The following is a 23,910-nucleotide window of genomic DNA, read 5'->3' as shown; positions in this document are numbered from 1 at the left end:
ACTGGGCGGGGGAAAAGCATGCGCGTTCTGGCAATGGCATCGCAGAAGGGCGGGTCGGGAAAGACGACCTTGTCCGGACATCTTGCGGTGCAGGCGCAGCTGGCGGGCGCGGGCCCGGTCTGCCTGATCGACATCGACCCGCAGGGAAGCCTCGCCGATTGGTGGAACGAGCGCCAGGCGGACATGCCGGCCTTCGCTCAGACGACGGTCGCCCGACTTGCTTCCGACCTTGAAGTTCTTCGCCAGCAGGGCTTTCGGCTCGCGGTGATCGACACTCCTCCGGCGATCACCATGGCCATCCAGAGCGTCATCGCCGTTGCCGAGCTGATCGTCATCCCGACCCGTCCGAGCCCGCACGACCTTCGCGCCGTCGGTGCGACCGTCGATCTGTGCGACCGCGCCGGGAAGCCTTTGATCTTCGTTGTCAACGGCGCCACCCCCAAGGCCAAGATCACCTACGAAGCTGCGGTCGCCTTGTCGCAGCACGGCACCGTCGCCCCCGTCACGCTCCATCACCGCACCGATTACGCGGCATCGATGATCGACGGCCGAACCGTCATGGAAGTCGATCCCAACGGCCGCTCGGCCCGTGAGGTCGTCGACTTGTGGGATTATATTTCCGACCGTCTCGAAAAGAATTTCCGCCGCACCGTGTTCGCCGCTCCCGGAGCCGCGGCTCCGAATTCCCCTCGTCCGGTTGGCGGCTTCGGCCGCCGCGTGGCCGGCCAGTAAGGGAACGGTCCAGTGAAAAGCGAACCCAAGGCTTTCGCCTCGCTCTCCTCCGGCCTGCTGGCTCGCAAGGGCGCCGCTCGCCCGGCGATGCGGCCCCAGGGCTTCGGCCAGGGCGGCGGCGCGCTCGAGGACCTCGGCTGGGACGACATGGGCTTCGAGCCTCCCAAGCCGGCCTCCGCACCGCGCGACGAGACCCACGATGCGTTCGGCGAGGAGCTCGAGGAGCAGCCGCTGCGCAACCCGGTCGCAGCGCTGACCCCCGTGCAATCGCCGGTTCAGTCGCCGGTTCAGTCGCCGGTCCACAGCCAGCACAAGGAGATCGCCGGCCGGCTCAACGTGCCGGACGAGGACCTGACCGAGGAAGGCGAGGAGGTCGACGAGACCGCCGAGCTCTACGAGGCCGAAGCGGAAACCGATGACCGGGCGGCCAGCGAGCCGCCGGTTGTGGTCGAGCTGCCGCCCGCCCGTGCCACCGTCGCCCCAGTCGTCCCCGTCGCCGCCCGCCGAGTCTCCGCTCCGCGAGCGGCTGCCGGAAGCAAGGCCAAGGCGGCGTTCACTCTGCGCCTCGACCCGGGCCGCCACTTGAAACTTCGCCTGGCTTGCGCCGTCAGCGGCCGCTCGGCCCAGATGCTGGTCACCGATGCGCTCGACTCGCTGCTCGGCTCCATGCCGGAGCTCGACGCAATGGCCGTGAAGGCCAACCGCAAGGGATAATCTGATGTCAAATCCGCTCCGCTTCGGCTCCGCTCTGTCGGCAATCGCTCTGGCTTCGGTCATCGCCGGTTGCGCCACTCCGGCCGGGCGCAGCACGACCTCCTTCGGAGGCAAGGACGCCAGGGGCGACATCGGCCTCGCGATGCGGGCTTTGGCCGCTCTCAACGACAATGATTTTGCAACCGCGCTCAGCCTTGCCGAGCGGGCGGTCGAAAAAAGCCCCAACGACGCCGGCTTCCGGGCGCTGCTCGGCAATATCTACTTCGGTTCGGGCCGCTTTGCCTCGGCGCAAGCCGCTTATCGCGACTCGCTGGCCCTGGTTGCCAACCAGCCGCAGGTGGTTCTGAAGCTCGCGCTGGTCGAGATCGCCCAGGGCCGCAATGGCGAAGCTCTGGCCTTGCTCGGCGAAGCCCGCGGAATGCTCGAGCCGGCCGATTACGGCCTTGCCCTCGCGCTCGCCGGCCAGCCGCAGGAAGCCGCCGGCCTGCTCGAGGCCGCCGCGCGCCAGCCCGGAGCCGATGCCAGGCTGCGCCAGAACCTTGCTCTCGCTTACGCCCTGTCGGGCGATTGGGACGCCGCCCGCACGATCGCCGCCCAGGACGTGTCGGCCGACCTGCTGGATGCCCGGATCCAGGAGTGGATGGCGTTCGCCAAGCCCCGCTTCGCGTCCGACCAGGTTGCCGCACTGACGGGCGTCAAGCCGGTCGCCGGCGACCCCGGCCAGCCCACTCGACTCGCGCTTCGCGGCGCTTCGACCCGCAGCGCCCAGGCCGCTCCGCCGGTCCAGCCGCCGCAGCAGGTCGCCGCTTATTACGCGCCGCCGCCGGTCCCGGAGCAGGCCTATGCGCCGCAGTTCGACCAGCTCGCGTCCGCGCCGGCTCCCGAGCCAGCCCCCGCGCCGGTCGTGGAAGCCGCCGCTCCGGCGCCCGCTATGGCGCCCGTACCGGCGTTCGTCGAAACCGCTCCCGAATTCGAGCCGGCTTATGTCGAGCCCAAGCGGTCCGCTCGCCCCAAGGCTCTCTCGGCCAGCTTCACCGCCAAGCTCAAGCCCGCTCGTCCGGCCTCGTTCAACCGCCGCGAGGGCAACTCGACCGCCGTCGTGCAACTCGGCGCCTATGGCTCGCCGCAGCGGGTCGCTGCCGCGTGGAACGCCGCTTCCAGGCGCCATTCCGTACTTCGCGGCTACACGCCGATGAGCGCGCGCTTCAACAGCCGGAACGGACTCGTCTACCGCCTTTCGGTCAAGGGCTTCTCCAGCCCCAGCGACGCGAAGAGCCTTTGCGAGTCGGTGCGGCGGGCGGGCGGAAGCTGTTTCGTGCGCTCGGTCGCCGGCGACGCGCCGGTGCGCCTCGCCTCGCGCTAGGCCAATTCATACCGGTCGGGATGGACTTCCGACCAGCAATCGAAGGCAGGCCATCCGGACCGCGACTCCGGTTTCGACCTGAAGCGGGATCAGCGATCGCTCCGGGTCGTCGGCCACCGCGCTGTCGATCTCTACTCCGCGATTCATCGGGCCCGGGTGCATGACGACGGCGCTCGGCGCCGCCCGCTCGAGGCGCTCGGCGGTCAGTCCGTAGCGCGACAGATATTCGCCCGGGGCATCGCCGAGGTCGTTCTCGAGACGCTCGCGCTGGATGCGCAGCATCATCACCACGTCGGCACCCTCGATCGCTCGATCGACGTCGCCGCTACCGTGAAGATCGTCCGGCAACAGCATCGGCGGGCCGGCGAGCCGGACTTCGGCGCCGAGGCGGGAAAGCAGCTTGGCATTGGAGCGCGCGACCCGGCTGTGCTTGATGTCGCCGCAAATCGCCACCTTGAGCCCGGCCACCCGGCCCAAGTGGCGGCGGATGGTGAGAGCGTCCAGCAAGGCCTGGGTCGGGTGCTCGTTGGTGCCGTCGCCGGCGTTGATCACCGCGCAGTCCATGATCGGCGCCATCCGCGCCGGTGCTCCGTTTTCGAAGTGGCGAATGACCAGGGCATCGGGCCGCATCGCGTTGAGGGTCCGCGCCGTGTCGTCGAGCGTCTCGCCTTTCCTTGCCGACGAATGCTCGACCGGCAGGGTCACGACCTCAGCGCCCAGCCGATGCGCGGCGACCGAGAAGGACATCAGGGTCCGGGTCGAGTTTTCGTAGAACAGGTTGAAGACGATCCGGCCGCCGAGCGGTGCGTGCGTGGCCGCGCCCGACCGGTTGGACTCCACCCATCGGTCGCCTTCGTCGAGGATCGTCGCGATCTGGTCGTCGCTAAGGGAGTCGATTGAAAGCAGGTCCACGGCCCGAGCGCTTATTCCGGCGCGGCAATATTGGCCAGCGCGTCGATCGCGCCCTGGAGGATGTGCGCGGCGGCCAGCATGTCGACCGCTTGCGCCCGCTTGGCTCGGCTGACGTCGGCGTCGATCATGGCCCGTTCGACCGCCTGGGTCGACCAGCGTTCGTCCCACAGCAGGACCGGCAAGCCAAGGGCCAAGAGGTTGCGAGCGAACGCCCGCACCGACTGGGTGCGCGGGGAATCGCTGCCGTCGAGATTGAGCGGCAGGCCGACGACCAGGCCGGCTACCTGCTCGCGCTCGACGAACGACCGCAATGCCTCGAGGTCGGCGGTGAACTTGCTCCGGCGGATGGTCTCGGCCGGCCCGGCGAAGCTCCAGCCCGAATCGCATAGCGCAAGCCCGATGGTTTTCGTGCCGACGTCGAGTCCGGCGAGCTTGCCGGGGACGGGAAGCGCCGCTGCGAACTCGGCGGGGCTGCCGGTGATCATCGCTGCGCCTGCCACGCCCGCTCGCGCCGCAGCGAGTCGGTTCGAACCGCGTCCCAGAACAGCGCATAGTCGTACACGTGATAGTTGTTGCCGGGCAGCACGTAGGGGCCGAGCAGTGGGATCGCGCCTTCGAGCATCAGCAGCCCCCGGTCGCAGCGCGCCCCGACCCGGCCCGGCAGCAGCCTCGCCGAGCGGAGATCGGCCGACGGCACCAGCGTGCCGCGGTTGGCCGCCGGCGGCGCCGCTCCGTCCCGGGTTCCGGTCAGCGGGTTGACGCACAGGATGTCCTCGCGCTCGCGTTTGGCCCCGGTCAGCCCGGCCGAGCCTTCATAGCTGTCGATCACCAGGTCGGGGTTGGCGGGCTCGGCAAAGCTCATCCACGACAAGATGCAGCCGGCCTGCTCGGCCGAGCGGCACGGCGGCAGCCCGAGCGCCGGAAGGTCGGCGGTGACGCTGAGCGGCCAGCCGACGACGTAAGCCGCGACAATCCGGCGTTGAAGCGGCTTGCCGGCGACCTTCTCGCGGAGCAGCCGCGACAAATGGAGAGAGCCTTGGCTGTGCCCGGCAAGGATGATCGGCTCGCCGGCCGGTACGCTGGCGAGGAACTGATCGAATGCGCGTGCCACATCCGCGTAGGCGAGGTCGAGCGCGCCGCGGGCGTCCTTGCTGTCGAGCAGGAAGGCGCCGTAGGCCGCCTGGCGGTAGCGCGGCGCCCAGACCGCGGCGCCGTCGGCAAAGGCGCTCGCCTGGCTTTGAACGAACAGAGCGGCGCGGAAGCGGCTTTCGCGGTCGTCGAGCGGAGCGTTCCACTGGTCGCGCTTCAGGTAGGTGGTCGGGTGGATGTAAAAGGCGTGCGCGCCCTTCGGCACCAACGGGCGCGGCTCGTCGGTCGGGCGCCACCAGGACGGGTCGTTGGTGAGCCCCGGACGAGCGATCCAGTGGGCCGCGTTGGTGTAGTCCGGTCCGCTGGCCGGCGGCGGTGGAGCGAAGCGGCCGACGGGCTTGGCTTGCTCGAGCAGCGCCCGCGAACCCCATTGATGAAAGGCGACCGCGCCCGCGACCGCGAGCAGGGTCAGGATGAAGACGACGAACAGGAAGCGGCGGGCGCACATTGGCGCGGGCGTTAGGGGAGGGGCGATGGGCGGGCAAGGAGGCGCTCCGGGCGCGATTTCAGCAAGGCCTCAGAAGTTCCTCATGCTTTTTCCAGGAGGCAACGGCCACGACCCAGGCCTTCCGGCCTTGATGCACTCGTCAGCGGCTGGCACAGCCTTGTTCAGGGGGATGCGACATGTCCGAACGGCTCGACGCCCAGACGCAGGAATGGCCGCTTAGGCCGTGGATCATGGCGGCGCTCGCTGCGATCGCGGGCCTGCTGTTCCATCTGCTGACCGATAGCGACGACGGCTCCGTGAGCGCCGCCCGGCAGGCGGGCGCCACGTTCGTCGCCATCGCGACGCTGTCGTTCCTGGTGACCGTGGAACGGCTGCGCTGGCCCTGGGCATTTGCCTTCGCCCTGGGCTGGGGGCTCGTGATCGCCTTCGTCGGCTGGTTCTCCGCGGGCTACAACCGCGAGGGCGAGATTTTCGAGTGGCCCTATTTCTCGGCGCTGTTCGCGGTGATCGTCGCGGCGCCCCTGTTTCAGACGATCCGGGACGAGGGCGCTTGGCGGTTCCCTTATGGCCGTCTCCACTCGCACGCCTGGGCCGATGCGGTGATCGGCGCCGCGAGCCTGTTCTTCACCGGCGTCACCTTCCTGCTCGCCTGGCTGATCGCCGGGCTGTTCGACCTGATCGGCATCGATTTGCTCAAGGAGCTGCTCCGGGACGAATGGTTCGACTGGATTCTGGCCGGGTTCGCGTTCGGAGGTGCCTTCGGCCTACTGCGCGAGCGGGACCGCCTCGTCGCCACGCTGCAGCGGCTGGTAATGGTCGTCTTCTCGGTGCTGGCCCCGGTGCTGGCCTTGGCGTTGGTCGTCTTCCTGCTTTCGATCCCGTTCACTGGCTTGCAGGGGTTGTGGGACAGCTGGGTTTCCGCGGCGGGGCTTTTGCTGGCCGCCAGCGCGGGCGCGATCCTGCTCGCCAATGCGGTGATCGCGGACGGCCGCGATGAGCGCGCCACCAACCCGGTGCTGCTCTGGTCGGCGCTGGCGCTGGCGGCCGTGGTCTTGCCCTTGGCCGTGCTCGCCGGCCTGGCGATGGGAATCCGGATCAACGAATATGGCTGGACTCCAGAGCGCATCTGGGGAGCGATCGCGGTCGGCGTGGCGATTGCTTACGGCCTTGCCGGCTGGTGGTCGATCTGGCGCGGCCGGCGCGACTTCGACGATCCGCTGCGGCCCGCACAGACCAATCTTGCGATCGCGGTCTGCGGCGTGGCGCTGTTCCTTGCGCTGCCGATCCTCGACTTCGGAGCGATCTCGGCCCGCTCGCAGCTCGCGCGGTTGGAGAGCGGGCGAGTCGAGCCGCAGAAATTCGACTGGGCGGCGATGGCGTTCGATTTCGGTCCGGCCGGACGCAAGCGGCTGGCCGATATCGCGCGGACTGGTCCGGCCGGCTGGCGGGCCATGGCCGCGTCGGCGCTGAAGGCGACGAAACGATGGACGATCTCCGAACGGACTCGCGCGGTGGTCGAGGCGGACGAAGTCGCCAAGCGAATTCGAGTGGCGTCGCCCGGGCTTCGGCTGACGCCCGAGGCCCTCAGGCGAATTGCCCAGCGGCGCCTGTGCCCCCCAAATATCGAGTGCGCGGTTCTCGACATGGGTCGCTCGCGGCTGCTGGTGGTGATGAGTGATGAAAATCCTGGTGACCCTATCGGCGGGATTGTCATGTCGGCGGTGATCGACCTGAGCCAGCCGGCGGACGTCGAAGTTGCTCGGCCCAAGCCGGCGGCGCGGGTCGGCGACCTCTCCACCGCCCGGATCGAAGTGCGGCCGGCTCCCGGCCGGCAGCTCTACGTCGACGGGCAGCCGGTCGGTGAGCCATTCGAATAGGCGGGTCGCTTGAAGGGCTGGAGGCGCCCTGCTAGCCGCGCCGCTATGTCCGTCTCCCCAGAACAGGTGCGCCATATCGCGCGGCTCGCGCGCATCGCGATGAGCGACGAGGAGATCGCCGCTCTGGCCCCCGAGCTCAACAACATCCTCGGCTGGGTCGAGCAATTGGGCGAGGTCGACACCGAGGGGGTCGAGCCGCTGACCGCGGTGATCGACCAGAAGCTGCGGCTGCGCGACGATGTCGTCAATGACGGCGACTGCCGCGACGCGGTGCTGGCCAACGCGCCGGCCGCCGAGCACGGCTTCTTTGCCGTGCCCAAGGTGATCGAGTGATGACCAACGGACAGCACTCGATCATCCCGGGGCGCGACCCGGGACCCAGGAACAGAAACCGGTGACCGAGCTCACGTCGAAAACCGTCGCCGAGCTGCGCGACGGCTTCCGCTCGGGCGATTTTAGCGCACGCGAGGTCGCCGAGGCGTTCAACGCCGCGGTCGCCGGTGCGCGGGCGCTCAATGCGTTCACCGTCGAGACTCCCGACGATGCGCTCGCCGCCGCCGAGGCGGCCGACTCGGCGCGCGGCAAGGGCGAGGCGGGCGCGCTCGCCGGCATCCCGCTGGGCATCAAGGACCTGTTCGCGACGCAAGGCGTCGACACCACCGCCGGCAGCCGGATCCTCAAGGGCTTCCGGCCGCCCTATGAATCGGCCGTCAGCGCCAATCTCCGAAGAGCGGGCGCGGGGATGCTCGGCAAATTGAACATGGACGAGTTCGCGATGGGCTCGTCCAACGAAACCAGCGCCTACGGGCCGGTGATCAGCCCGTGGAAGCGGCGGGACGGAGGCAATGCGGCGCTGACTCCGGGCGGCTCGTCGGGCGGCTCGGCGGCGGCTGTCGCGGCTGGGATCGCTCCCGGTGTCACCGGCACCGACACCGGCGGCTCGATCCGCCAGCCGGCCGCCTTCACCGGCATCTGCGGCATCAAGCCGACCTACGGCCGCTGCTCGCGCTGGGGCATCGTCGCCTTCGCCAGCTCGCTCGACCAGGCCGGGCCGATGGCAAGGACGGTGCGCGACTGCGCGATCCTGCTCGAGGCCATGGCCGGCTTCGATCCCAGGGATTCGACCTCGCTCGACCTGCCCGTGCCGTCGTGGGAAGCGGATTTGTCGAGCGATCTTACGGGCAAGCGCGTCGGCATCCCGGCCGAGTACCGGATCGACGGAGTCCCGGCAGACATCGACGCTCTGTGGGACAAGGGCGTCGAGTGGCTGCGCGACGCGGGCGCCGAGCCGGTCAGGATCTCGCTGCCGCACACCAAATATGCGCTGCCGACCTATTACATCATCGCCCCGGCCGAAGCCTCGTCCAACCTCGCCCGCTACGACGGCGTTCGTTATGGTTTGCGTGAGGAAGGCGGGGGCGGCCTGGACGGGATGTACGCGGCGACCCGTGCCGCCGGCTTCGGGGCCGAGGTCAAACGCCGGATCATGATCGGCACCTACGTTCTGTCGGCCGGTTTCTACGAGGCCTACTTCACCAAGGCGCAGCGGGTCCGGACCCTGATCAAGCGCGATTTCGCCGCCGCGTTCGAGCAGTGCGACCTGATCCTGACCCCGACCGCGCCGTCGGCGGCGTTCGCGCTCGGCGACAAGAGCGCCGACCCGATCGCCATGTATCTGAACGACGTGTTCGCGGTGCCGGCGAGCCTCGCCGGCCTGCCGGCGATGTCGGTGCCGGGCGGCCTCGACGAGCAGGGGCTTCCGCTGGGCCTGCACCTGATCGGCCGCGAGCTCGACGAGCAGGGCGTGCTCAACGCCGGCCTCGCCATCGAGGAGCGCGCCGGCTTCAGCCATCGAGCGGAGAAATGGTGGTGAGCCATGGCTGATGCATCCGCACCTTACCGGATCCAGGGCTCCACGGGCGAGTGGGAGGTAGTGATCGGCCTCGAGGTCCACGCGCAGGTGGTTTCCAGCGCCAAGTTGTTTTCAGGCGCGTCCACGACCTTTGGTTCCGAGCCCAACACGCAGGTCAGCCTGGTCGACGCGGCGATGCCGGGGATGCTGCCGGTGCCCAATGCCGAGTGCATCCGCCAGGCGGTGCGCACGGGCCTCGCGCTCGACTCGAAGATCAACCGCTGGAGCCGCTTCGACCGCAAGAACTACTTCTACGCCGACCTGCCGCAGGGTTACCAGATCAGCCAGCTCTATCACCCGCTGGTCGGCGAGGGTGAAGTCGTCGTGCTGCTCGACGAGAAGGACGAGTCCACCGCCAAAAAGATCGGCATCGAGCGCATCCACGTCGAGCAGGACGCGGGCAAGCTGATGCACGACCAGCACGCGACGATGAGCTACGTCGACCTCAACCGCTGCGGTGTTGCGCTGATGGAAATCGTCTCGCGGCCGGACATGCGTTCGCCTGCCGAAGCAGGAGCTTATCTGCGGAAGCTGAGATCAATCCTCCGCTACGTCGGCTCGTGCGACGGGAACATGGAGGAAGGCTCGATGCGCGCCGACGTCAATGTCTCGGTGCGTCGCCCGGGCGAGGAGCTGGGCACCCGCAGCGAGACCAAGAACGTCAATTCGGTGCGCTTCGTGATGGCGGCGATCGAGCATGAGGCGCGCCGCCAGGTCGAACTGATCGAGGCGGGCGGCCAAGTCGTCCAGGAAACCCGGCTGTTCGACCCCGACAAGGGCGTCACCCGCTCGCTGCGCTCGAAGGAGGACGCGCACGATTACCGCTATTTCCCCGACCCCGACCTGCTCCCGCTCGAGCTCGACGAGGCGTTCGTCGAGGACTGCCGAGCCTCGCTGCCCGAGCTTCCCGACGCCAAGCGCAAGCGCTACGAGGGCCTGGGAATTCCGCCCTACAACGCGAGCGTTCTGACCGCCGAGGTCGAGACGGCGCGCTGGTTCGACGCGCTGCTTGCCAAGGGGGCGGAGCCAAAGGCCGCCGCCAACTGGGTTGCCTCGGAGCTGTTCGGAGCTCTGAACCGCCTGGGCCGCGACTGCTCGACCTGCCCGATTTCGCCCGACCAGGCGGCCGAGCTCCTTGGCCTGGTCGCCGACGGCACGATCTCCGGCAGCCTCGCCAAACAGGTGTTCGAGATCATGCTCGAAACCGGCGAGGGCGCGGGTGCGATCGTCGAGGCGCGTGGCTTGAAGCAGACGTCCGACAGCGGCGCGATCGACACCGTCGTCGATGAGGTCCTGGCCGCCAACGCCGACAAGGTCGAGCAGTACAAGGCGGGCAAGCAGGCCTTGTTCGGCTTTTTCGTTGGCCAGGTGATGAAGGCGATGGCCGGCAAGGCCAATCCGCAAGTCGTCAACGAGCGCCTGCGAGCGAAACTGGGGTAGGAACGAATGGGAATTTCGATGCGCAAGCTGCTGGTCTTGCTCGCAGCAATGCTCGCGGTTCCGGCTTCGGCGATCCCGCCGCTGCCGGGTCCGCCGCCGGCTCCGCCGCCGCGGCTGCTGATCGTGCTGGCGATCGACGGGCTTTCAGCCGACTTGTTCGACGAGTACCGGCCGATGCTGTTTGGCGGCCTCGGCCGCCTTGCTCGCGGCACCGTGTTCCCCAATGGCTATCAAAGCCACGCCGCGACCGAGACCTGCCCGGGCCACTCGACAATGCTGACGGGCCTGCGTCCGGCGCGCACCGGGATCATCGCCAATTACTGGACCGACCAGTCGCTGAGCCGCTCCGACAAGTCCGTCTATTGCGCCGAGGATGTCCGAGCGCCGGGTTCCTCCTCGACGGCCTACACCGTGTCGCCGGTGCATTTGAAAGGCATGACGCTTGGCGAGCGGCTCAAGCGCTCGTCGCCGGCGAGCCGCAACGTCGCCGTTGGCGGCAAGGACCGGGCGGCGGTGATGATGGGCGGCCAGTTGGTCGACCAGCGCTGGTACTGGGACGGCAAGCGCTTCGCCAGCGACCTCAAGGCCGGACCGACACCGCACAGCGTCACCCGGGCCAATGGCGCCGTAGCGGCCATGATCGCCGCCTCGCAGGCGCCGCTCGACCCGCCCCAGCTGTGCTCGGACAAGGCGCGACTCGTGCCGATCGAGGGCGGCGGCAAGCCGGTCGGCGCGGGCCGCTTCGGACGCGGTGCAGGCGATGCCAACGGCTTCCGCGCTTCGCCGGCGTTCGATGGCGCCGTGCTGGCACTGGCGGCCGGTCTGATCGAGGAGATGCAGCTTGGCCGCGACGCGTCGCCGGACCTGCTTTCGATTGGTCTGTCGGCGACCGATTTCGTCGGCCACAGCTACGGGATCCGCGGCCAGGAGATGTGTCTGCAGCTGCTGTCGCTCGACCGCGACCTCGGCGATTTCTTCCGGTTGCTCGACCGCAGCGGGCTCGACTATGCGGTCGCGCTCACCGCCGACCACGGTTTCGTCGACATTCCCGAGCGGCTTCGCCAACAGAATGTGCCGACCGCCGCGCGGGCCGAACCGGGGCTTGACGCGACCGAAGTCGGCAAGCGGATCGCGGCCAAGCTCAAGTTGAGCGGCCCGGTGCTGATCGGCGATTTCTTCGGCGACATCTACATCGATCGAGCGCTCAAGCCGGCGGACCGGGCGCGGGTCCTGCGCGAAGCAGTCGCCGCTTACTCCGCGCATCCGCAGGTCCAGGCAGTGTTCACGGCCGAGCAGCTCGCCCGCGCCCCGATGCCGAGCGGCAGCCCCGACCGCTGGACGATGCTGGAGCGAGCGCGCGCCTCGTTCGATCCCGACCGCTCGGGCGACCTGGTCGTGCTGCTGCGTCAGCACGTCACCCCGGTTCCCAACACGACGCGCTACATCGCGACCCACGGCAGCCCGTGGGACTACGACCGGCGGGTGCCGATCCTGTTCTGGCGCCCGGCGATGCCGCCGGCAAACCGCAACGAGGCGATCGAGACCGTCGACATCATGCCGACCCTGGCGGCGATGCTCGGTATTCAGGTGGATCCCGCGTCGATCGACGGCAAGTGTCTGACCGGCGTCCAGGGCGTCGCTTGCCCGCCGCGCTAATCGTTTAAAAAAGCTGATTTTTTTCATCTGCCGTTCAGGCGGGCGCAAGCAGTGGAACATTTGCGGAGCAGCCGCTGTTTCCGGTTCGCGGAGGTTTGATATGCGTCATCTGGGAATTGCGCTCGCACTCGCGCTCAGCGTTCCGATCGCCGGCTGCGTCCAGACGCGCCAGTTCGCCGATTTGCAGTTCACTCCGCCACAGGGCGACTACCGGCTGCTGGTGATGCGCCCCGACGTCACCGTCAATTCGATCACCACCGGCGGGATGCCCGAGCCGCGCGCCGACTGGACCGAGCAGGCCCGCGCCAACGTCATCGCAGCGTTGCGCTCCCAGCAGGCCGGGCGCGGCGGCAAGGTGCAGATCATGAGCCGCCGCAACGAGCTTGCCGGAGTCAACGAAGAGACGATTGCCGACCTCGAGCGGCTCCATTCCGCCGTCGGCAATTCGATCGCGCTGCACAAATATCTTGGCGCCCATCTGCCGACCAAGCCCCGCCGGGGCCTCGATTACACGCTCGGCTCGCAAGCCGTCGAGGTCGGCCGCAAGACGGGCTTCGACTATGCATTGTTCATGCACGCCGAGGACAATATCGTCTCCGGCGGCCGGGTCGCGCTCCAGGTGCTTGGGATCGCCGGCTGCTTCGTCGGCTTCTGCGCGCCCAACATCGGCGGCGGCGGCCAGTTCGCCTATGCTTCGCTGGTCGATCTGAAAACCGGCGAGGTGGTGTGGTTCAACATCGTCCAGACCGGCAGCCAGATCGCCGGGATCAAAATGGGCGATATCCGTTCGCCGGAGGGCTCGGCACAACTGGTCGATCGGCTGGTCGGCCGGATGAAACCCGGGCTGGAAGTCCGCCGAGCGATGGAGAGGCGTTGATGTGCTTGCGCTGCTATGAGTTCAATCGCCGCTCGCTGCTGGTCGGCGGCGGGGTCGCCGCGGCCTCGCTGAGCACCGGAATCGCTCAAGCGCGAATTCGGCCGCAGGAAATGCAGTCGCTGATCGGCCCGGGATACCGGCCGACCGAGCGCGACGAGATCGGCCTGTGGCAGCAGATGGCCAGGGTCGAGGAGGAGATCGCTGGATCGAACCTGCTGATCAAGGATCCGGAGATCATCCGCTATCTGCAGAATTTGATCGGCACCGTCGGCGGACCGGCGGCCAAGGACATGCGCATCTATCTGGCGCGAATCCCCGACTTCAACGCGGTGATGTTCCCGAGCGGCTTTACGATCATTTTCTCGGGGCTGCTCTTGCGAATGCGCAACGAGGCCCAGCTTTCAGGGGTCATCGCCCACGAGTCCGGGCACTTCCTGCGCCGCCACATGATCCGCTCCTGGCGCGACATGCGGCGCAAGACCGACTTGTTCGCGATTGGCGCGATGGTTGCGGGCGTTGCCGGCGGAGCGGCCGGCGTCAACACCGGCGACATCACCCAGCTGGCACAGCTCGGCACGATCCTCTCGCTCCTCCGCTACAGCCGGGTGATGGAAGCCGAAGCCGACGCGATGGGCGTGCGGCTGCTCGCCGAAAACGGCTATCCGCCGATCGAGATGGCCTACACGTGGGAGCAGCTGATCGGCGAGCTCAACGCGAGCGCCAGGCATCGCCGCAAGCGCCGCGACCGCCGCGTCGGCCTGTTCGAAACCCACCCGTCGCCGGAATCGCGAATGACCGACCTCAGATTGTCGGCGCGCGAAATGACCTTGCCCGGCCGGAACTACGACAGTCGCCGCGGCCGCTACCTTCAGGCGATCGGGCCGATCCGCAAGATGCTGCTCGACGACCAGGTCAAACTGAACGACCCCGGGGCCAGCCAGTATCTGATCGAGACTTTGGCGCGCGACGGCTGGAACGGACTGCTGCGCTTCTACGAGGCCGAGGTGTGGCGCCTGCGCAACCGCCAAGGCGACGATTTGCGCGCGGCCCAGGGCTACGCGATCGCGGTGGCCTATCCCGACGCTCCGCCCGAGGCGTGGCGCTGGCACGGCCTGTCGCTGATGAAGGCGGGCCGTCGGGCCGAAGCCCGAGTGGCGCTGTCGCGCTACCTGTCGATGCAGCCGAACGCCGCGGATGCGCCGTTCATCCGCCAGATGATTAGCTAGACGGAGCTTGAAGCCGATGATGCGCACGCCGAAGCTGATTGTCGCTGCAACCGCGCTGGCGTTGTCCGGCTGTTCGTCGATGGGGGACGGGACCGGGTTCGGAAGCGATTATTACTCGATGGTCCGGGTGCGCAGCGTCCAGGTGGGCGACGGTGCGATTGCGGTCACTCCGCCGCGCCCGTGGAACAGGACCCGCCGATTGTTCCTGTTCGAGGACATCCGCCAGGTCGAGGACTGGACTCTCAACGGGCCCCTGCTCGACGGGATGACGTTCGTCACCGGGTTGCGCAGCGGCCGTTACCTCATTCGCCAGAGGCGGACCGAAGACCGCCAGGTGCCCAAGTTCCGCGCGGATATGTCCGCCCCCGAGATCACGGCGATGCTTGAGACCCTGTACCGGGTGCGCGGCGGGTCGATCGATTTCCGAACCCTGTCGCTGCAGCCGCGGCCGTTCCTCGGCCACAACGGTTTCCAGTTCGACTTCGAGCATCTCGACACCGACGAGCTGTGGCGCAAGGGCCGAGCGGTCGGAGCGGTGATCGACGGCAAGCTCTACATGATCCTGTTCGACGCCGCGCGCTCGCACTATTACGCCAATGCGATCGGCGATTTCGAGGCGATCGTCGCCTCCGCTCGCCGCCGCGGCTAGGCTCGCCGCCGCCAAATCAGCCGCGGCTCATTCAGCCCACCGGCGAAATCGGCGTCGGCGAGGGGTCGGTTCCCGGCTGCGATGGCGAGGGAACGTCGATGTCCGGAGCGGTCGGCGGAGTCTCGCTCGGAGTTTCGCTCGGCCGGCCCGGCTGCGTCGGTTGACCCGGCTGCGACGGCTCGGGGGGATTGTCGTCGGGAAATGGTGGCAGCTGCTGCATTGTGTTTCTCCTCAAGGGTGGAACGCCTGGCGCTTGCCGCAGGTTGCCGGTCCCGGCCGCGCTTGCCCCGCAAGCCATCCTTGCTATAGGCCGCGCACCTTCGAAGCGAACCGCGCGCGCGTGGCGGAATTGGTAGACGCGGCAGGTTTAGGTCCTGTTGTCGAAAGATGTGGGGGTTCGAGTCCCTCCGCGCGCACCAGGCCGCCCGCCTTCCGCTTCGACACGCGAATATTAGGATTGCACACGCAAACATGAAAACCGTCGAGATGGAAAACCAAGGCCTCAAGCGGGCCTTCATGCTGACGATCGCCGCCAAGGAGATCGAGGCGCGCGTCGACCAGGAGGTGCGGCGGATTGCCCCGCAGGTGCGCATGCCCGGCTTCCGCCCGGGCAAGGTGCCGCCGAACCTCATTCGCAAGATGCACGGCGACACGCTCCAGCGCGACGCTCTCAGCGGAGCGGTCCAGGATGGCGTCCAGAAGCTGCTCGAGGAGAAGAAGCTGCGCCCGGCGCTGCAGCCCGAGGTCGAGCTCGACGAGCGATATGAGCCGGGCAAGGACGCCGAAGTCCGGGTCCGCCTGGAGGCGCTTCCGGACGTGCCCACGCCGCAGATCGACGGGCTCGAGCTTGAGCGGCTGACCGTCGAGGTCGACGAAGCGGCCGTCGACGAGCAACTGCAGAACCTGGCCCGATCCAACAAAAGCTGGAGCGATGCTCCAAAGCAGCATGCGGCGCAGATCGGCGACCTCGTGGTGATCGACTACGCGGGCACCGTCGGCGGCAACGCGTTCGAAGGCGGCACCGGCGAGGACATGTCGGTCGAGCTCGGGTCCGGGCGGTTGATTCCGGGCTTCGAGGAAGGCCTGGTCGGCGCCAAGGCCGGCGACCAGCGCGACGTCAAGGTCAAGTTCCCGGCCGACTATCCGTCCGGCAAATTGAAAGGCAAGGCGGCGACCTTCGCGGTGACGGTGAAGGCGGTGAAAGTCGGCGGCGAGGCCAAGGTCGATGAGGATTTCGCCAAGTCGCTGGGACTCAAGAACCTCGACGAGCTTCGCAAGCTGATCCGCGACCAGCAGCAGCAGGAACTGGACGGGCTGACCCGCACTCACATGAAGCGCCGGCTGCTCGACCAGCTGGCCGCCAAGCATGATTTCCCGGTGCCGCTGACGATGGTCGAAGCCGAGTTCCACAACATCATGCAGCAGCTTCGCCACGAGGCCGAGCATGAGGAGGATTCCAAGGCTGCGCTCGCCGAGATCGACAAGGAGGCCGACGAGTACCGCAGCATCGCCGAGCGCCGGGTACGCCTCGGCTTGCTGCTGTCGGAAATCGGGCAGGCGAACGGAGTCCAGGTCAGCCAGCAGGAAATGAACCGGCTGATCGCCCAGGCCGCGTCGCAATATCAGGGCCAGGACCGCGAGCGCTTCGTCCAGTACGTCCAGCAGGAGCCGATGGCGGCCGCCCAGCTGCGCGCTCCGCTGTACGAGGACAAGGTTGTCGACTTCCTGTTCTCGAAGGCGAAGGTCACCGAGGGCAAGGCGAGCCGAGCCGAGCTCGAGGCCGATCTCGAGAGCGAGGAGGGCCACGTCCACGGCCCGGGCTGTGGCCATGAGCATGTCGCCGCGCCGAAACCGGCCAAGCCGAAAGGCAAGAAAGCCAAGGCCGATGCCGCTCCAGCGAAGGCAGCCGGGAAGCCGCCCGCCAAGAAGGCCGACATCGTCGAGCCCAAGTCGGCCGCTCCCAAACCGGCGAAGCCGTTGAAGAGCGAGCCCGCCAACAAGGCTGCGGCCAAGGCCGCCGACAAGGGCTCCAAGGGCGGGGCGAAGAAACCGGCTTCAAAAAAGACGGGGAAATAACGCTCCGTTCGCGCTGAGCTTGTCGAAGGGCTGTGCTTCTCTCTAGGAAGCCCAACGGGCAGGGCTTCGACTTCGCTCAGCCCGAACGGGGAAGTTTGTGTCCGACCAACCGCGCATTGCCGTGCTGCTGCCCTGCTTCAACGAGGAAGCCACCATCGCCGCGACGGTCGAGGGTTTCCGCGCCGCTCTGCCGTCGGCGGCCATCTACGTCTACGACAACAACAGCCGCGACCGGACGCGCGAAATCGCGACCGCCGGCGGAGCGATCGTCCGGTCCGAGCGCCAGCAGGGCAAGGGCCATGTCGTCCGCCGGATGTTCGCCGACATCGATGCCGACGTGTACGTGATGGCCGATGGCGATTTAACCTACGACCCGGACTCGGCGCAGGCGATGGTCGACCTGCTGCTCGCCGACCAGCTCGACATGGTGGTCGGCACTCGCCGCCACGATGAGAAGGCCGCGTACCGGGGCGGCCACGTGCTGGGCAACCAGCTGTTCACCGGCATTCTCGGCCGCCTGTTCGGCCGCAGCTTCTCCGACATCTTCTCGGGCTACCGGGTCTTTTCGAGGCGCTTCGTCAAGAGCTTCCCAGTGCTTTCATCGGGTTTCGAGATCGAGACCGAGATCAGCGTTCACGCGCTGGAACTGCGGATGCCGGTCGGCGAGGTCGAAACCGCCTATATCTCGCGGCCCGAAGGCTCGCAGTCGAAGCTGTCGACGTTCGGCGACGGCTGGCGGATCCTGAAGACCATCGCGACCCTCTACCGGACCGAGCGGCCGGTGCTGTTCTTTGGCGCAATCGCAGCGTTGCTGCTGGTCGCCGCGCTGATCCTCGCCGTGCCGCTGATCGCCACTTACCTCGACACGGGCCTGGTGCCGCGCTTTCCCACCGCGATCCTGGTCACCGGCATGATTATCGTTGCGGTACTGTGCTTTTTCGCCGGCATGATCCTCGACACCGTGACCCGCGGCCGCCGCGAGGTGCGCCGGCTCGCCTATCTCTCGCTCGCCGCACCCGGAGACCGTCGAGTGTAGACGATTTGCATCACCTGGCACGGATTGTGTCGTGCCGGCGACTCGCGGACTTCCTCCGCAATCTGGTCTGACCTATTGCTGTGGTGTCTTCGCGGCTGAGTCCGGCGGCGATGCAAAAAAGGGGGTTTCAAATGACACGGATCGATACCGCTCTTCGAGCGGGTGCGGCGCTGGCTGCAATCGCCATCGCGACCTCGGCTTCGGCGCAAAGCACCCTGCCGCCGCCCGATGCACCGGAGACCCCGGCCTCGACCGCCGAGGAGCCGACCGCGGGCGGAGACATCATCGTCACCGGCTCGCGCATCCGCCGCGACCCGCTGTCGCAGGACTCGCCGATCGTCTTCGTCGACCAGGAGGATATCGCCAAGACCGGCCTCAACTCGGTTACCGACGTCTTGCAGCGTCTGCCGAGCGCCGGCGGCGGCCTCAACACCAAGTTCAACAATTCGGGCAACTTCGGCAATCCGCCGAGCGGCGGCGGAGTCGGCGCCGGAGCAGCCGAGATCGACCTTCGCTATCTCGGCTCGAACCGGACCCTGGTACTCGTCGACGGCCTGCGTTTCGTGCTCGGCGCTTCCGCAAGCGGCGTGCCCGGATCGGTCGACCTGAATGCAATCCCCGAATCCATGATCGAGCGGATCGAGGTGCTGCAGGACGGCGCCTCGGCGATCTACGGCTCCGACGCGATCGCCGGAGTGGTCAACATCATCACCAAGCGGCGCCAGAAGGGCTTCAACGCCACCGCCCAACTCGGCGGTTACAACGAAGGCGACGGCTTCACTCAGAATTACCAGCTGAGCTGGGGCAATGGCGACGGCCCGACGCAGATCGTCGTTGGCGCCAACTTTGTGAAGCAGGACCCTATCCGCTCGGGCGACCGCGCCTTGTCGCGCTTCCCCGAGCCCTATGCGACCGCCTGCACCAACACCTGCAGCTCGGGTACGCCCCGGGGTCGATTCATCCTTCTCGACCAGGACCTGACTTTGATCGCTCCGGTGATCGGTCGAGCTCCGACGGTCGCCGATTTTCGCCCGTTCGCTGGCGCGTCGGATCGTTTCAATTTCGCTCCGTTCAATTTCATCGCCACTCCGCTCGAGCGCTACGGCGGGTTCGCCAACTTCCGGCAAGAGCTCGGCGAGGCGACGAACCTGACCGCGAAGATCGTGCTCAACCGGCGCGAATCGAAGAATCAGGCGGCGCCCTTGCCGCTGTTCGTCGGCCCGGCCGCCGGAAACGGCAATCTGCTCGACCTTATCACGATCGACGCGACCAACCCGTTCAATCCGTTCGGGGTAACCCTCGACTCAAGCAACCTCGTCTTCATCGGCCGACGGGTCGTCGAAGGCGGTCCCCGGCGCTACAACCAAAAAGTCGATACCGGTTACGGAACCGCGACCTTGGACGGCAAGCTCGGCCTGTTCGGCCGCGAATGGTTCTGGGACGTCAACGGCATTTACGGCCGCAACAAGGCCAGGCAGCGAATGCTCGGCAACATCAATGCCGCCAATCTGCAGCAGGCGCTCGGGCCGGTCGCCGCTTGCACCGCTCCGTGCGTTCCGTTCAACATCTTCGGCGGCGCCGGCTCGATCACTCCGGCGATGTACGACTGGGTCCGTTTCATCCAGAACGACAGCAGCCAGCAAAAGCTGTGGGGCGCGACCGGCAATATTTCCGGCGGCCTGTTCGACCTTCCCGGCGGGCCGCTGGGAGTCGCGATCGGAGTCGAGCACCGCGATTACAGCGGGCGGTTCGACCCCGACCCGATCGTCGCCGCCGGCCTCGGCTCTGACATTCCGGCGCGACCGACCAAGGGCGGCTACAATGTCGACGAAGCCTATGCCGAAGTGAACGCGCCGCTGCTCGCCGACCGGCCGTTCTTCCAGTTGCTCGAGCTCAGCGGCGCAGCGCGATACTCGGATTATTCGGCTTCCGGCTCGACCACGACGTTCAAGGGCGGAGTCAACTGGAAGCCGGTGAGGGACCTGCGCTTCCGCGGCACCTATTCCGAAGGCTTCCGGGCGCCGAGCATCGGTGAGCTGTTCGGGACTCCATCCCGATTCGACCAAACCCTGGAGGATCCCTGCTCGTCCGATCAGAATCCCACCGGCGCGATCCTCGCCAACTGTCTCGCCCAGGGAGTTCCGCCAGGTTACACCCAGATCAACCCGCAAATCGCCGTCATCACCGGCGGTAATGAAAACCTGAAGCCGGAAACCTCGAAGGGGTGGAACTTCGGCGGAGTCTACAGCCCGTCCTTCCTGCCTCGTGCGTCGATCGAGGCGAATTATTATAAAATCAAGATCGACGGAGCCATCCAGGCGATCGACGCCGTCACGACGCTGCAGCGTTGCGTCGTCAACAATGATTCGACCGCCTGCGCACTGGTCAATCGCACCGCGACCGGCGAGATCACCAATATCCAGGGCGTGTTGCAGAACATCGCCGGGATCAAGACGGAAGGGCTCGACGTCAACCTTGCCTATCGCACGGCTCCGGCGGGGTGGGGGACGCTGGCCTTCACGTTCAACAACAGCTTCCTGTTCAACTACGACGTGTTCGTGCCCATCGCGACCGGAACGGCCAAGATCAGCCGCGAAGGGACCGAGCAGGGCAGCCCCGACCAGGCGTTCCCCAAGCACAAGGCGATCGCCATCCTCGACTGGAACGGGACCAACGTCGGCGCCTCAATCACCGAGCGCTACATCAAAAGCGTCACCGAATCGCAGAACGGCAACAAATTGAACTCGCGGTTCTACACCGACCTGCAGCTGCGCTTTTTCGCGCCCAGCTTCGCCGACAATTTCGGCTTTGCGCTGGGCGTCAACAATCTGTTCGACAAGGACCCGCCGGGCTGCATCAGCTGCAGCCTCAACAATTTCGACCCGACCACCTACGACGTACCGGGCCGTTACCTGTACGCTCGGGCGACGGTGAAAATGTAGCTGCTCTCAACTGGTAACTGGGGGAGAGGGCGGCCGCCGATCGGGGGCCGCCCTTTTTCTTGGCGTCAACCGCTGCTTGAACCTTTCCGGCTTTGCCCCGATGTAGGCTCACGCCAACGAAAGGGATCCGCTCATCACCATGGACCACCAGGACATCATCGCCCAGCTCGTTCCGATCGTCATCGAGCAGTCGAACCGGGGCGAACGCAGCTTCGACATCTATTCGCGGCTGCTTCGCGAGCGGATCATCTTCGTCACCGGCGCGGTCGAGGATCACATGGCCTCGCTGATCACCGCGCAGCTGCTCTTCCTCGAGTCCGAGAACCCCAAGAAGGACGTGTTCATGTACATCAACTCGCCGGGCGGGGTGGTCACCGCCGGCCTCGCGATCCACGACACCATGCAATATATCCGCCCGAAGGTCGGCACCGTGTGCATCGGCCAGGCAGCCTCGATGGGCAGCTTCCTGCTGGCCGCCGGCGAGCCCGGGATGCGAGTCGCGCTGTCCAACAGCCGGATCATGGTCCACCAGCCCTCGGGCGGCGCCCAGGGAATGGCCGCGGACATCGAGATCCAGGCCCGCGAGATCCTGCGCATGCGGCAGCGGCTGAACGAGCTTTACGCCAAATATACCGGCCAAAAGCTCGAGGCGATCGAGAAGGCGATGGACCGCGACAAGTTTCTCGAGGCCGACGAGGCCAAGGAGTTCGGGATCATCGACGAGGTCTTCGACCGACGCCCCGACAGCGGCGAGGGCGACAAGACCGGAGCGGCCGACATCACCCCGGTGTAGGACCGAAGGTCGCCGCGGCACCCGGCGCGCCGCGTTTTTTGAGTTATCCACAGCTTTTTGGCACCGGCGGCCAACCGGCCCCGGGAAACGACTTGCATGCCCGGACTGAGCGGCTAGGGTGACTGCGTGCTTTGGTTCTTCGGAACCGAAGCATGGGAACCCCGCCGGGTCAAACCGGTGGGGTTTACCATTTCTGGAGCACCGAAACGCGCGCCAGAGGCGAACGCGGGTGCCCCCGGCACGCGATCCCGCTTACTTCTTCCGCGACTTGCTGCTGCCGCTCTTGGTGCCACCGCTCTTGCTGGCGCCGGTCTTAGAACCGCCGCTTTTGCTGGTGCTGCTCTTGCTCGCGCCCGACTTGCTGGCGCTGCTCTTGGTGCTGGAGGATTTGCTGGCGCCGGTCTTGGTCCCGCCGCTCTTCGTGCCGGTGGTCGCCTTCTTTGCTCCGCCCGTGCTTTTGGCCGCCGGTTTCTTTGCCATGGTCGCCTCCTTGCGCGTTGATTTGCGCTAGAACCGAGCCGCGTCGCAAGCGTTCCGGATAATCGAAATGTTCCCCTCTTGTTCTACCGGAACAAAGGGTATACACGATGGGCTTCGCGAGGCGGGGCTCGACCGCCGATCGAAGAGGGCCACATCGGCATGGCGCCGATTGACGAAAGGACTAAGGTGATGTCAGCGCAGCTCAAAGTCGTCGGCACAGGGTTGGATTCGGGCAATATGGACAGGCAAAAGGCGCTCGAGGCGGCGCTCGCGCAGATCGACCGGGCATTCGGCAAGGGCTCGGCGATGAAGCTGGGCAGCCGCGAGAAGATCGAGATCGACACCGTCTCCACCGGCAGCCTCGGCCTCGACATCGCGCTGGGCGTCGGCGGGTTTCCGCGCGGCCGGGTGGTCGAGATCTACGGCCCCGAAAGCTCGGGCAAGACGACGCTTGCGCTGCACGCGATCGCCGAGGCCCAGAAGGTCGGCGGAAGCGCCGCCTTCGTCGACGCCGAGCATGCGCTCGACCCGGCTTATGCCAAGAAGCTGGGAGTCGACATCGACGAGCTGATCGTCTCGCAGCCGGACACCGGCGAGCAGGCGCTCGAGATCGTCGATACGCTGGTTCGCTCCAACGCGATCGATGTGCTGGTGATCGACTCGGTCGCGGCGCTGGTGCCGCGGGCGGAGATCGAGGGCGAGATGGGTGACAGCCATGTCGGGCTTCAGGCGCGGCTGATGAGCCAGGCGCTGCGCAAGCTGACCGGGTCGATCAGCCGCTCGCGCTGCACGGTCATCTTCATCAACCAGGTGCGAATGAAGATCGGCGTGATGTACGGAAACCCCGAGACCACGACCGGCGGCAATGCGCTCAAATTCTACGCGTCGGTGAGGCTCGACATCCGCCGCATCGGCCAGATCAAGGACCGCGACGAGATCGTCGGCAACGCCACCCGGGTCAAGGTGGTCAAGAACAAGGTCGCGCCGCCGTTCAAGCAGGTCGAGTTCGACATCATGTACGGGGAAGGCGTGTCGAAGGTCGGCGAGATCCTCGACCTGGGAGTGAAGGCCGGCCTGATCGAGAAATCGGGCGCCTGGTTCAGCTACGATTCGGTGCGCATCGGCCAGGGCCGCGAGAACGCCAAGGTCTATCTCAAGGAGAACCCCGACGTCGCACTGCGGATCGAGAATGCCATCCGCGGCAAGACCGACGAGGTCGCCGAGGCGCTGATGATCGGCGCCGACAGCGTCGAGGACGAAATCGGGGCCTGAGAGCTAGATTTCGGGCGGCGGCGCCGGGTTCAGCGCCTCCGCCTGGCCTCGCTGGTCGACGCCGGCGAACAGCCGCTTCGGCTCGGTCAGAAGCACGATCATCAGCGACAGAGCGGCACAGCCGGCGGTGCCCCACAGGAAGGGCTGCGCGGTGCCGTCGAACGCCTGGCCGATGATGAGGCCGATCGCGGCGCCGCCGATCGTTCCGACGACCCCCTGGACCGACGAGGCGGTGCCGGCGATCGGCCCCATATGCTCCATCGCCAGAGCGCCCATGTTGGCCGACGTGAAGGCGAAGCAGGCCATCGCCAGACCCTGAAAGAGGACGAACAAGGCGAGGGTCTCGCCGCCTGCCG

21 protein-coding genes, 1 tRNA gene and 1 pseudogene are annotated in these 23,910 nt (G+C 67.1%); 17 read left to right on the top strand and 6 right to left on the bottom strand.

Translation table 11 applies throughout. The features are described 5' to 3' along the window. Positions 1–18 precede the first annotated feature (18 nt). The 3 genes from H0T81_RS09115 to H0T81_RS09105 are packed head-to-tail and all read left to right on the top strand — an operon-like array spanning position 19 to position 2,809. Positions 19–732 carry a ParA family protein gene (locus H0T81_RS09115; RefSeq protein ID WP_294012065.1) on the top strand — a complete coding sequence of 238 codons (714 nt, stop codon included), beginning with the start codon at positions 19–21 and terminating at the stop codon, positions 730–732. A 12-nt stretch (positions 733–744) separates the two neighbouring features. Further along, on the top strand, positions 745–1,446 hold the full coding sequence (locus H0T81_RS09110) for a hypothetical protein (protein ID WP_294012064.1): 702 nt from the start codon (positions 745–747) through the stop codon (positions 1,444–1,446). Positions 1,447–1,450: 4 nt separating this feature from the next. Next, entirely contained in the window at positions 1,451–2,809 is a 1,359-nt protein-coding gene (locus H0T81_RS09105) for an SPOR domain-containing protein (RefSeq protein ID WP_294012062.1), read from the top strand. A 6-nt stretch (positions 2,810–2,815) separates the two neighbouring features. Here H0T81_RS09105 and H0T81_RS09100 read toward each other — a convergent pair whose 3' ends face one another. The 3 genes from H0T81_RS09100 to H0T81_RS09090 are packed head-to-tail and all read right to left on the bottom strand — an operon-like array spanning position 2,816 to position 5,318. Next, positions 2,816–3,721 (bottom strand): aspartate carbamoyltransferase catalytic subunit, encoded by a 906-nt coding sequence (locus tag H0T81_RS09100; RefSeq protein WP_294012060.1) that lies wholly within the window; start codon positions 3,719–3,721, stop codon positions 2,816–2,818. Positions 3,722–3,732: 11 nt separating this feature from the next. Beyond that, on the bottom strand, positions 3,733–4,206 hold the full coding sequence (ruvX, locus tag H0T81_RS09095; protein WP_294012058.1) for a Holliday junction resolvase RuvX: 474 nt from the start codon (positions 4,204–4,206) through the stop codon (positions 3,733–3,735). Further along, positions 4,203–5,318: a DUF3089 domain-containing protein gene (locus H0T81_RS09090; RefSeq protein ID WP_294012056.1), complete on the bottom strand. Its 1,116-nt coding sequence runs from the start codon at positions 5,316–5,318 to the stop codon at positions 4,203–4,205. Before H0T81_RS09090 ends, ruvX begins: the two co-directional genes overlap by 4 nt. A gap of 176 nt (positions 5,319–5,494) precedes the next feature. Between H0T81_RS09090 and H0T81_RS09085 the strand changes: the two genes are divergently transcribed. The 8 genes from H0T81_RS09085 (at position 5,495) to H0T81_RS09050 (ending at position 14,955) form a co-directional block, all read left to right on the top strand. Next, the gene (locus H0T81_RS09085; RefSeq protein ID WP_294012053.1) at positions 5,495–7,195 is read left to right on the top strand and encodes a DUF4153 domain-containing protein; all 1,701 of its coding nucleotides are present in this window, start codon (positions 5,495–5,497) and stop codon (positions 7,193–7,195) included. 45 nt (positions 7,196–7,240) lie between these two features. Then, positions 7,241–7,528 carry an Asp-tRNA(Asn)/Glu-tRNA(Gln) amidotransferase subunit GatC gene (gatC, locus tag H0T81_RS09080; protein WP_294012050.1) on the top strand — a complete coding sequence of 96 codons (288 nt, stop codon included), beginning with the start codon at positions 7,241–7,243 and terminating at the stop codon, positions 7,526–7,528. A 61-nt stretch (positions 7,529–7,589) separates the two neighbouring features. Beyond that, on the top strand, positions 7,590–9,068 hold the full coding sequence (gene gatA / locus H0T81_RS09075) for an Asp-tRNA(Asn)/Glu-tRNA(Gln) amidotransferase subunit GatA (protein ID WP_294012047.1): 1,479 nt from the start codon (positions 7,590–7,592) through the stop codon (positions 9,066–9,068). A gap of 3 nt (positions 9,069–9,071) precedes the next feature. Continuing rightward, positions 9,072–10,547: an Asp-tRNA(Asn)/Glu-tRNA(Gln) amidotransferase subunit GatB gene (gene gatB / locus H0T81_RS09070; RefSeq protein WP_294012044.1), complete on the top strand. Its 1,476-nt coding sequence runs from the start codon at positions 9,072–9,074 to the stop codon at positions 10,545–10,547. A gap of 18 nt (positions 10,548–10,565) precedes the next feature. Next, entirely contained in the window at positions 10,566–12,203 is a 1,638-nt protein-coding gene (locus tag H0T81_RS09065; protein ID WP_294012041.1) for an alkaline phosphatase family protein, read from the top strand. A 100-nt stretch (positions 12,204–12,303) separates the two neighbouring features. Continuing rightward, complete coding sequence (locus H0T81_RS09060; RefSeq protein ID WP_294012038.1) at positions 12,304–13,080, top strand: hypothetical protein; 777 nt, start codon at positions 12,304–12,306, stop codon at positions 13,078–13,080. Further along, the gene (locus H0T81_RS09055; RefSeq protein WP_294012035.1) at positions 13,080–14,306 is read left to right on the top strand and encodes a M48 family metalloprotease; all 1,227 of its coding nucleotides are present in this window, start codon (positions 13,080–13,082) and stop codon (positions 14,304–14,306) included. Before H0T81_RS09060 ends, H0T81_RS09055 begins: the two co-directional genes overlap by 1 nt. 16 nt (positions 14,307–14,322) lie before the next feature. Further along, the gene (locus tag H0T81_RS09050; RefSeq protein WP_294012032.1) at positions 14,323–14,955 is read left to right on the top strand and encodes a hypothetical protein; all 633 of its coding nucleotides are present in this window, start codon (positions 14,323–14,325) and stop codon (positions 14,953–14,955) included. A gap of 31 nt (positions 14,956–14,986) precedes the next feature. Here H0T81_RS09050 and H0T81_RS09045 read toward each other — a convergent pair whose 3' ends face one another. Then, complete coding sequence (locus tag H0T81_RS09045; RefSeq protein ID WP_294012029.1) at positions 14,987–15,175, bottom strand: hypothetical protein; 189 nt, start codon at positions 15,173–15,175, stop codon at positions 14,987–14,989. Between the two features lie 114 nt (positions 15,176–15,289). Here H0T81_RS09045 and H0T81_RS09040 point away from each other — a divergent pair. From H0T81_RS09040 to H0T81_RS09020, 5 genes are all read left to right on the top strand, one after another. Further along, positions 15,290–15,374, top strand: a tRNA-Leu gene (locus H0T81_RS09040). Positions 15,375–15,426: 52 nt separating this feature from the next. After that, positions 15,427–17,031 (top strand): trigger factor, encoded by a 1,605-nt coding sequence (tig, locus tag H0T81_RS09035; protein WP_294012027.1) that lies wholly within the window; start codon positions 15,427–15,429, stop codon positions 17,029–17,031. Between the two features lie 97 nt (positions 17,032–17,128). Next, on the top strand, positions 17,129–18,067 hold the full coding sequence (locus tag H0T81_RS09030) for a glycosyltransferase family 2 protein (protein WP_294012025.1): 939 nt from the start codon (positions 17,129–17,131) through the stop codon (positions 18,065–18,067). Between the two features lie 131 nt (positions 18,068–18,198). Beyond that, positions 18,199–21,009 (top strand): TonB-dependent receptor, encoded by a 2,811-nt coding sequence (locus H0T81_RS09025; protein ID WP_294012022.1) that lies wholly within the window; start codon positions 18,199–18,201, stop codon positions 21,007–21,009. Between the two features lie 133 nt (positions 21,010–21,142). Further along, on the top strand, positions 21,143–21,802 hold the full coding sequence (locus tag H0T81_RS09020) for an ATP-dependent Clp protease proteolytic subunit (RefSeq protein ID WP_294012403.1): 660 nt from the start codon (positions 21,143–21,145) through the stop codon (positions 21,800–21,802). A 252-nt stretch (positions 21,803–22,054) separates the two neighbouring features. On the opposite strand, the gene H0T81_RS09015 is transcribed toward H0T81_RS09020, so the two are convergent. Next, positions 22,055–22,282 (bottom strand): hypothetical protein, encoded by a 228-nt coding sequence (locus tag H0T81_RS09015; protein WP_294012019.1) that lies wholly within the window; start codon positions 22,280–22,282, stop codon positions 22,055–22,057. Between the two features lie 189 nt (positions 22,283–22,471). Between H0T81_RS09015 and recA the strand changes: the two genes are divergently transcribed. Continuing rightward, positions 22,472–23,554 (top strand): recombinase RecA, encoded by a 1,083-nt coding sequence (gene recA / locus H0T81_RS09010; RefSeq protein WP_294012016.1) that lies wholly within the window; start codon positions 22,472–22,474, stop codon positions 23,552–23,554. Positions 23,555–23,557: 3 nt separating this feature from the next. Here the strand turns inward: recA and H0T81_RS09005 are convergent. Further along, a pseudogene (locus H0T81_RS09005) lies at positions 23,558–23,910 on the bottom strand (MFS transporter); the annotation flags it as partial.

The organism is Sphingomonas sp. (assembly GCF_013812825.1).
In the GTDB taxonomy this organism is placed as follows: Bacteria; Pseudomonadota; Alphaproteobacteria; order Sphingomonadales; family Sphingomonadaceae; genus Sphingomicrobium.
Note: the sequence above shows the minus strand (reverse complement) of the source record. Positions and strands in the feature narration are given on the sequence as shown.

Excerpts from the sequence above, each read along its gene's own strand:
- H0T81_RS09115 (WP_294012065.1), top strand. The coding sequence starts at position 19 with ATGCGCGTTCTGGCAATGGCATCGCAGAAGGGCGGGTCGGGAAAGACG.
- H0T81_RS09105 (WP_294012062.1), top strand. The coding sequence starts at position 1,451 with ATGTCAAATCCGCTCCGCTTCGGCTCCGCTCTGTCGGCAATCGCTCTG.
- ruvX (WP_294012058.1), bottom strand. The coding sequence starts at position 4,206 with ATGATCACCGGCAGCCCCGCCGAGTTCGCAGCGGCGCTTCCCGTCCCC.
- H0T81_RS09090 (WP_294012056.1), bottom strand. The coding sequence starts at position 5,318 with ATGTGCGCCCGCCGCTTCCTGTTCGTCGTCTTCATCCTGACCCTGCTC.
- H0T81_RS09085 (WP_294012053.1), top strand. The coding sequence starts at position 5,495 with ATGTCCGAACGGCTCGACGCCCAGACGCAGGAATGGCCGCTTAGGCCG.
- gatC (WP_294012050.1), top strand. The coding sequence starts at position 7,241 with ATGTCCGTCTCCCCAGAACAGGTGCGCCATATCGCGCGGCTCGCGCGC.
- gatB (WP_294012044.1), top strand. The coding sequence starts at position 9,072 with ATGGCTGATGCATCCGCACCTTACCGGATCCAGGGCTCCACGGGCGAG.
- H0T81_RS09065 (WP_294012041.1), top strand. The coding sequence starts at position 10,566 with ATGCGCAAGCTGCTGGTCTTGCTCGCAGCAATGCTCGCGGTTCCGGCT.
- H0T81_RS09060 (WP_294012038.1), top strand. The coding sequence starts at position 12,304 with ATGCGTCATCTGGGAATTGCGCTCGCACTCGCGCTCAGCGTTCCGATC.
- H0T81_RS09055 (WP_294012035.1), top strand. The coding sequence starts at position 13,080 with ATGTGCTTGCGCTGCTATGAGTTCAATCGCCGCTCGCTGCTGGTCGGC.
- H0T81_RS09050 (WP_294012032.1), top strand. The coding sequence starts at position 14,323 with ATGATGCGCACGCCGAAGCTGATTGTCGCTGCAACCGCGCTGGCGTTG.
- H0T81_RS09045 (WP_294012029.1), bottom strand. The coding sequence starts at position 15,175 with ATGCAGCAGCTGCCACCATTTCCCGACGACAATCCCCCCGAGCCGTCG.
- tig (WP_294012027.1), top strand. The coding sequence starts at position 15,427 with ATGAAAACCGTCGAGATGGAAAACCAAGGCCTCAAGCGGGCCTTCATG.
- H0T81_RS09025 (WP_294012022.1), top strand. The coding sequence starts at position 18,199 with ATGACACGGATCGATACCGCTCTTCGAGCGGGTGCGGCGCTGGCTGCA.
- H0T81_RS09015 (WP_294012019.1), bottom strand. The coding sequence starts at position 22,282 with ATGGCAAAGAAACCGGCGGCCAAAAGCACGGGCGGAGCAAAGAAGGCG.
- recA (WP_294012016.1), top strand. The coding sequence starts at position 22,472 with ATGTCAGCGCAGCTCAAAGTCGTCGGCACAGGGTTGGATTCGGGCAAT.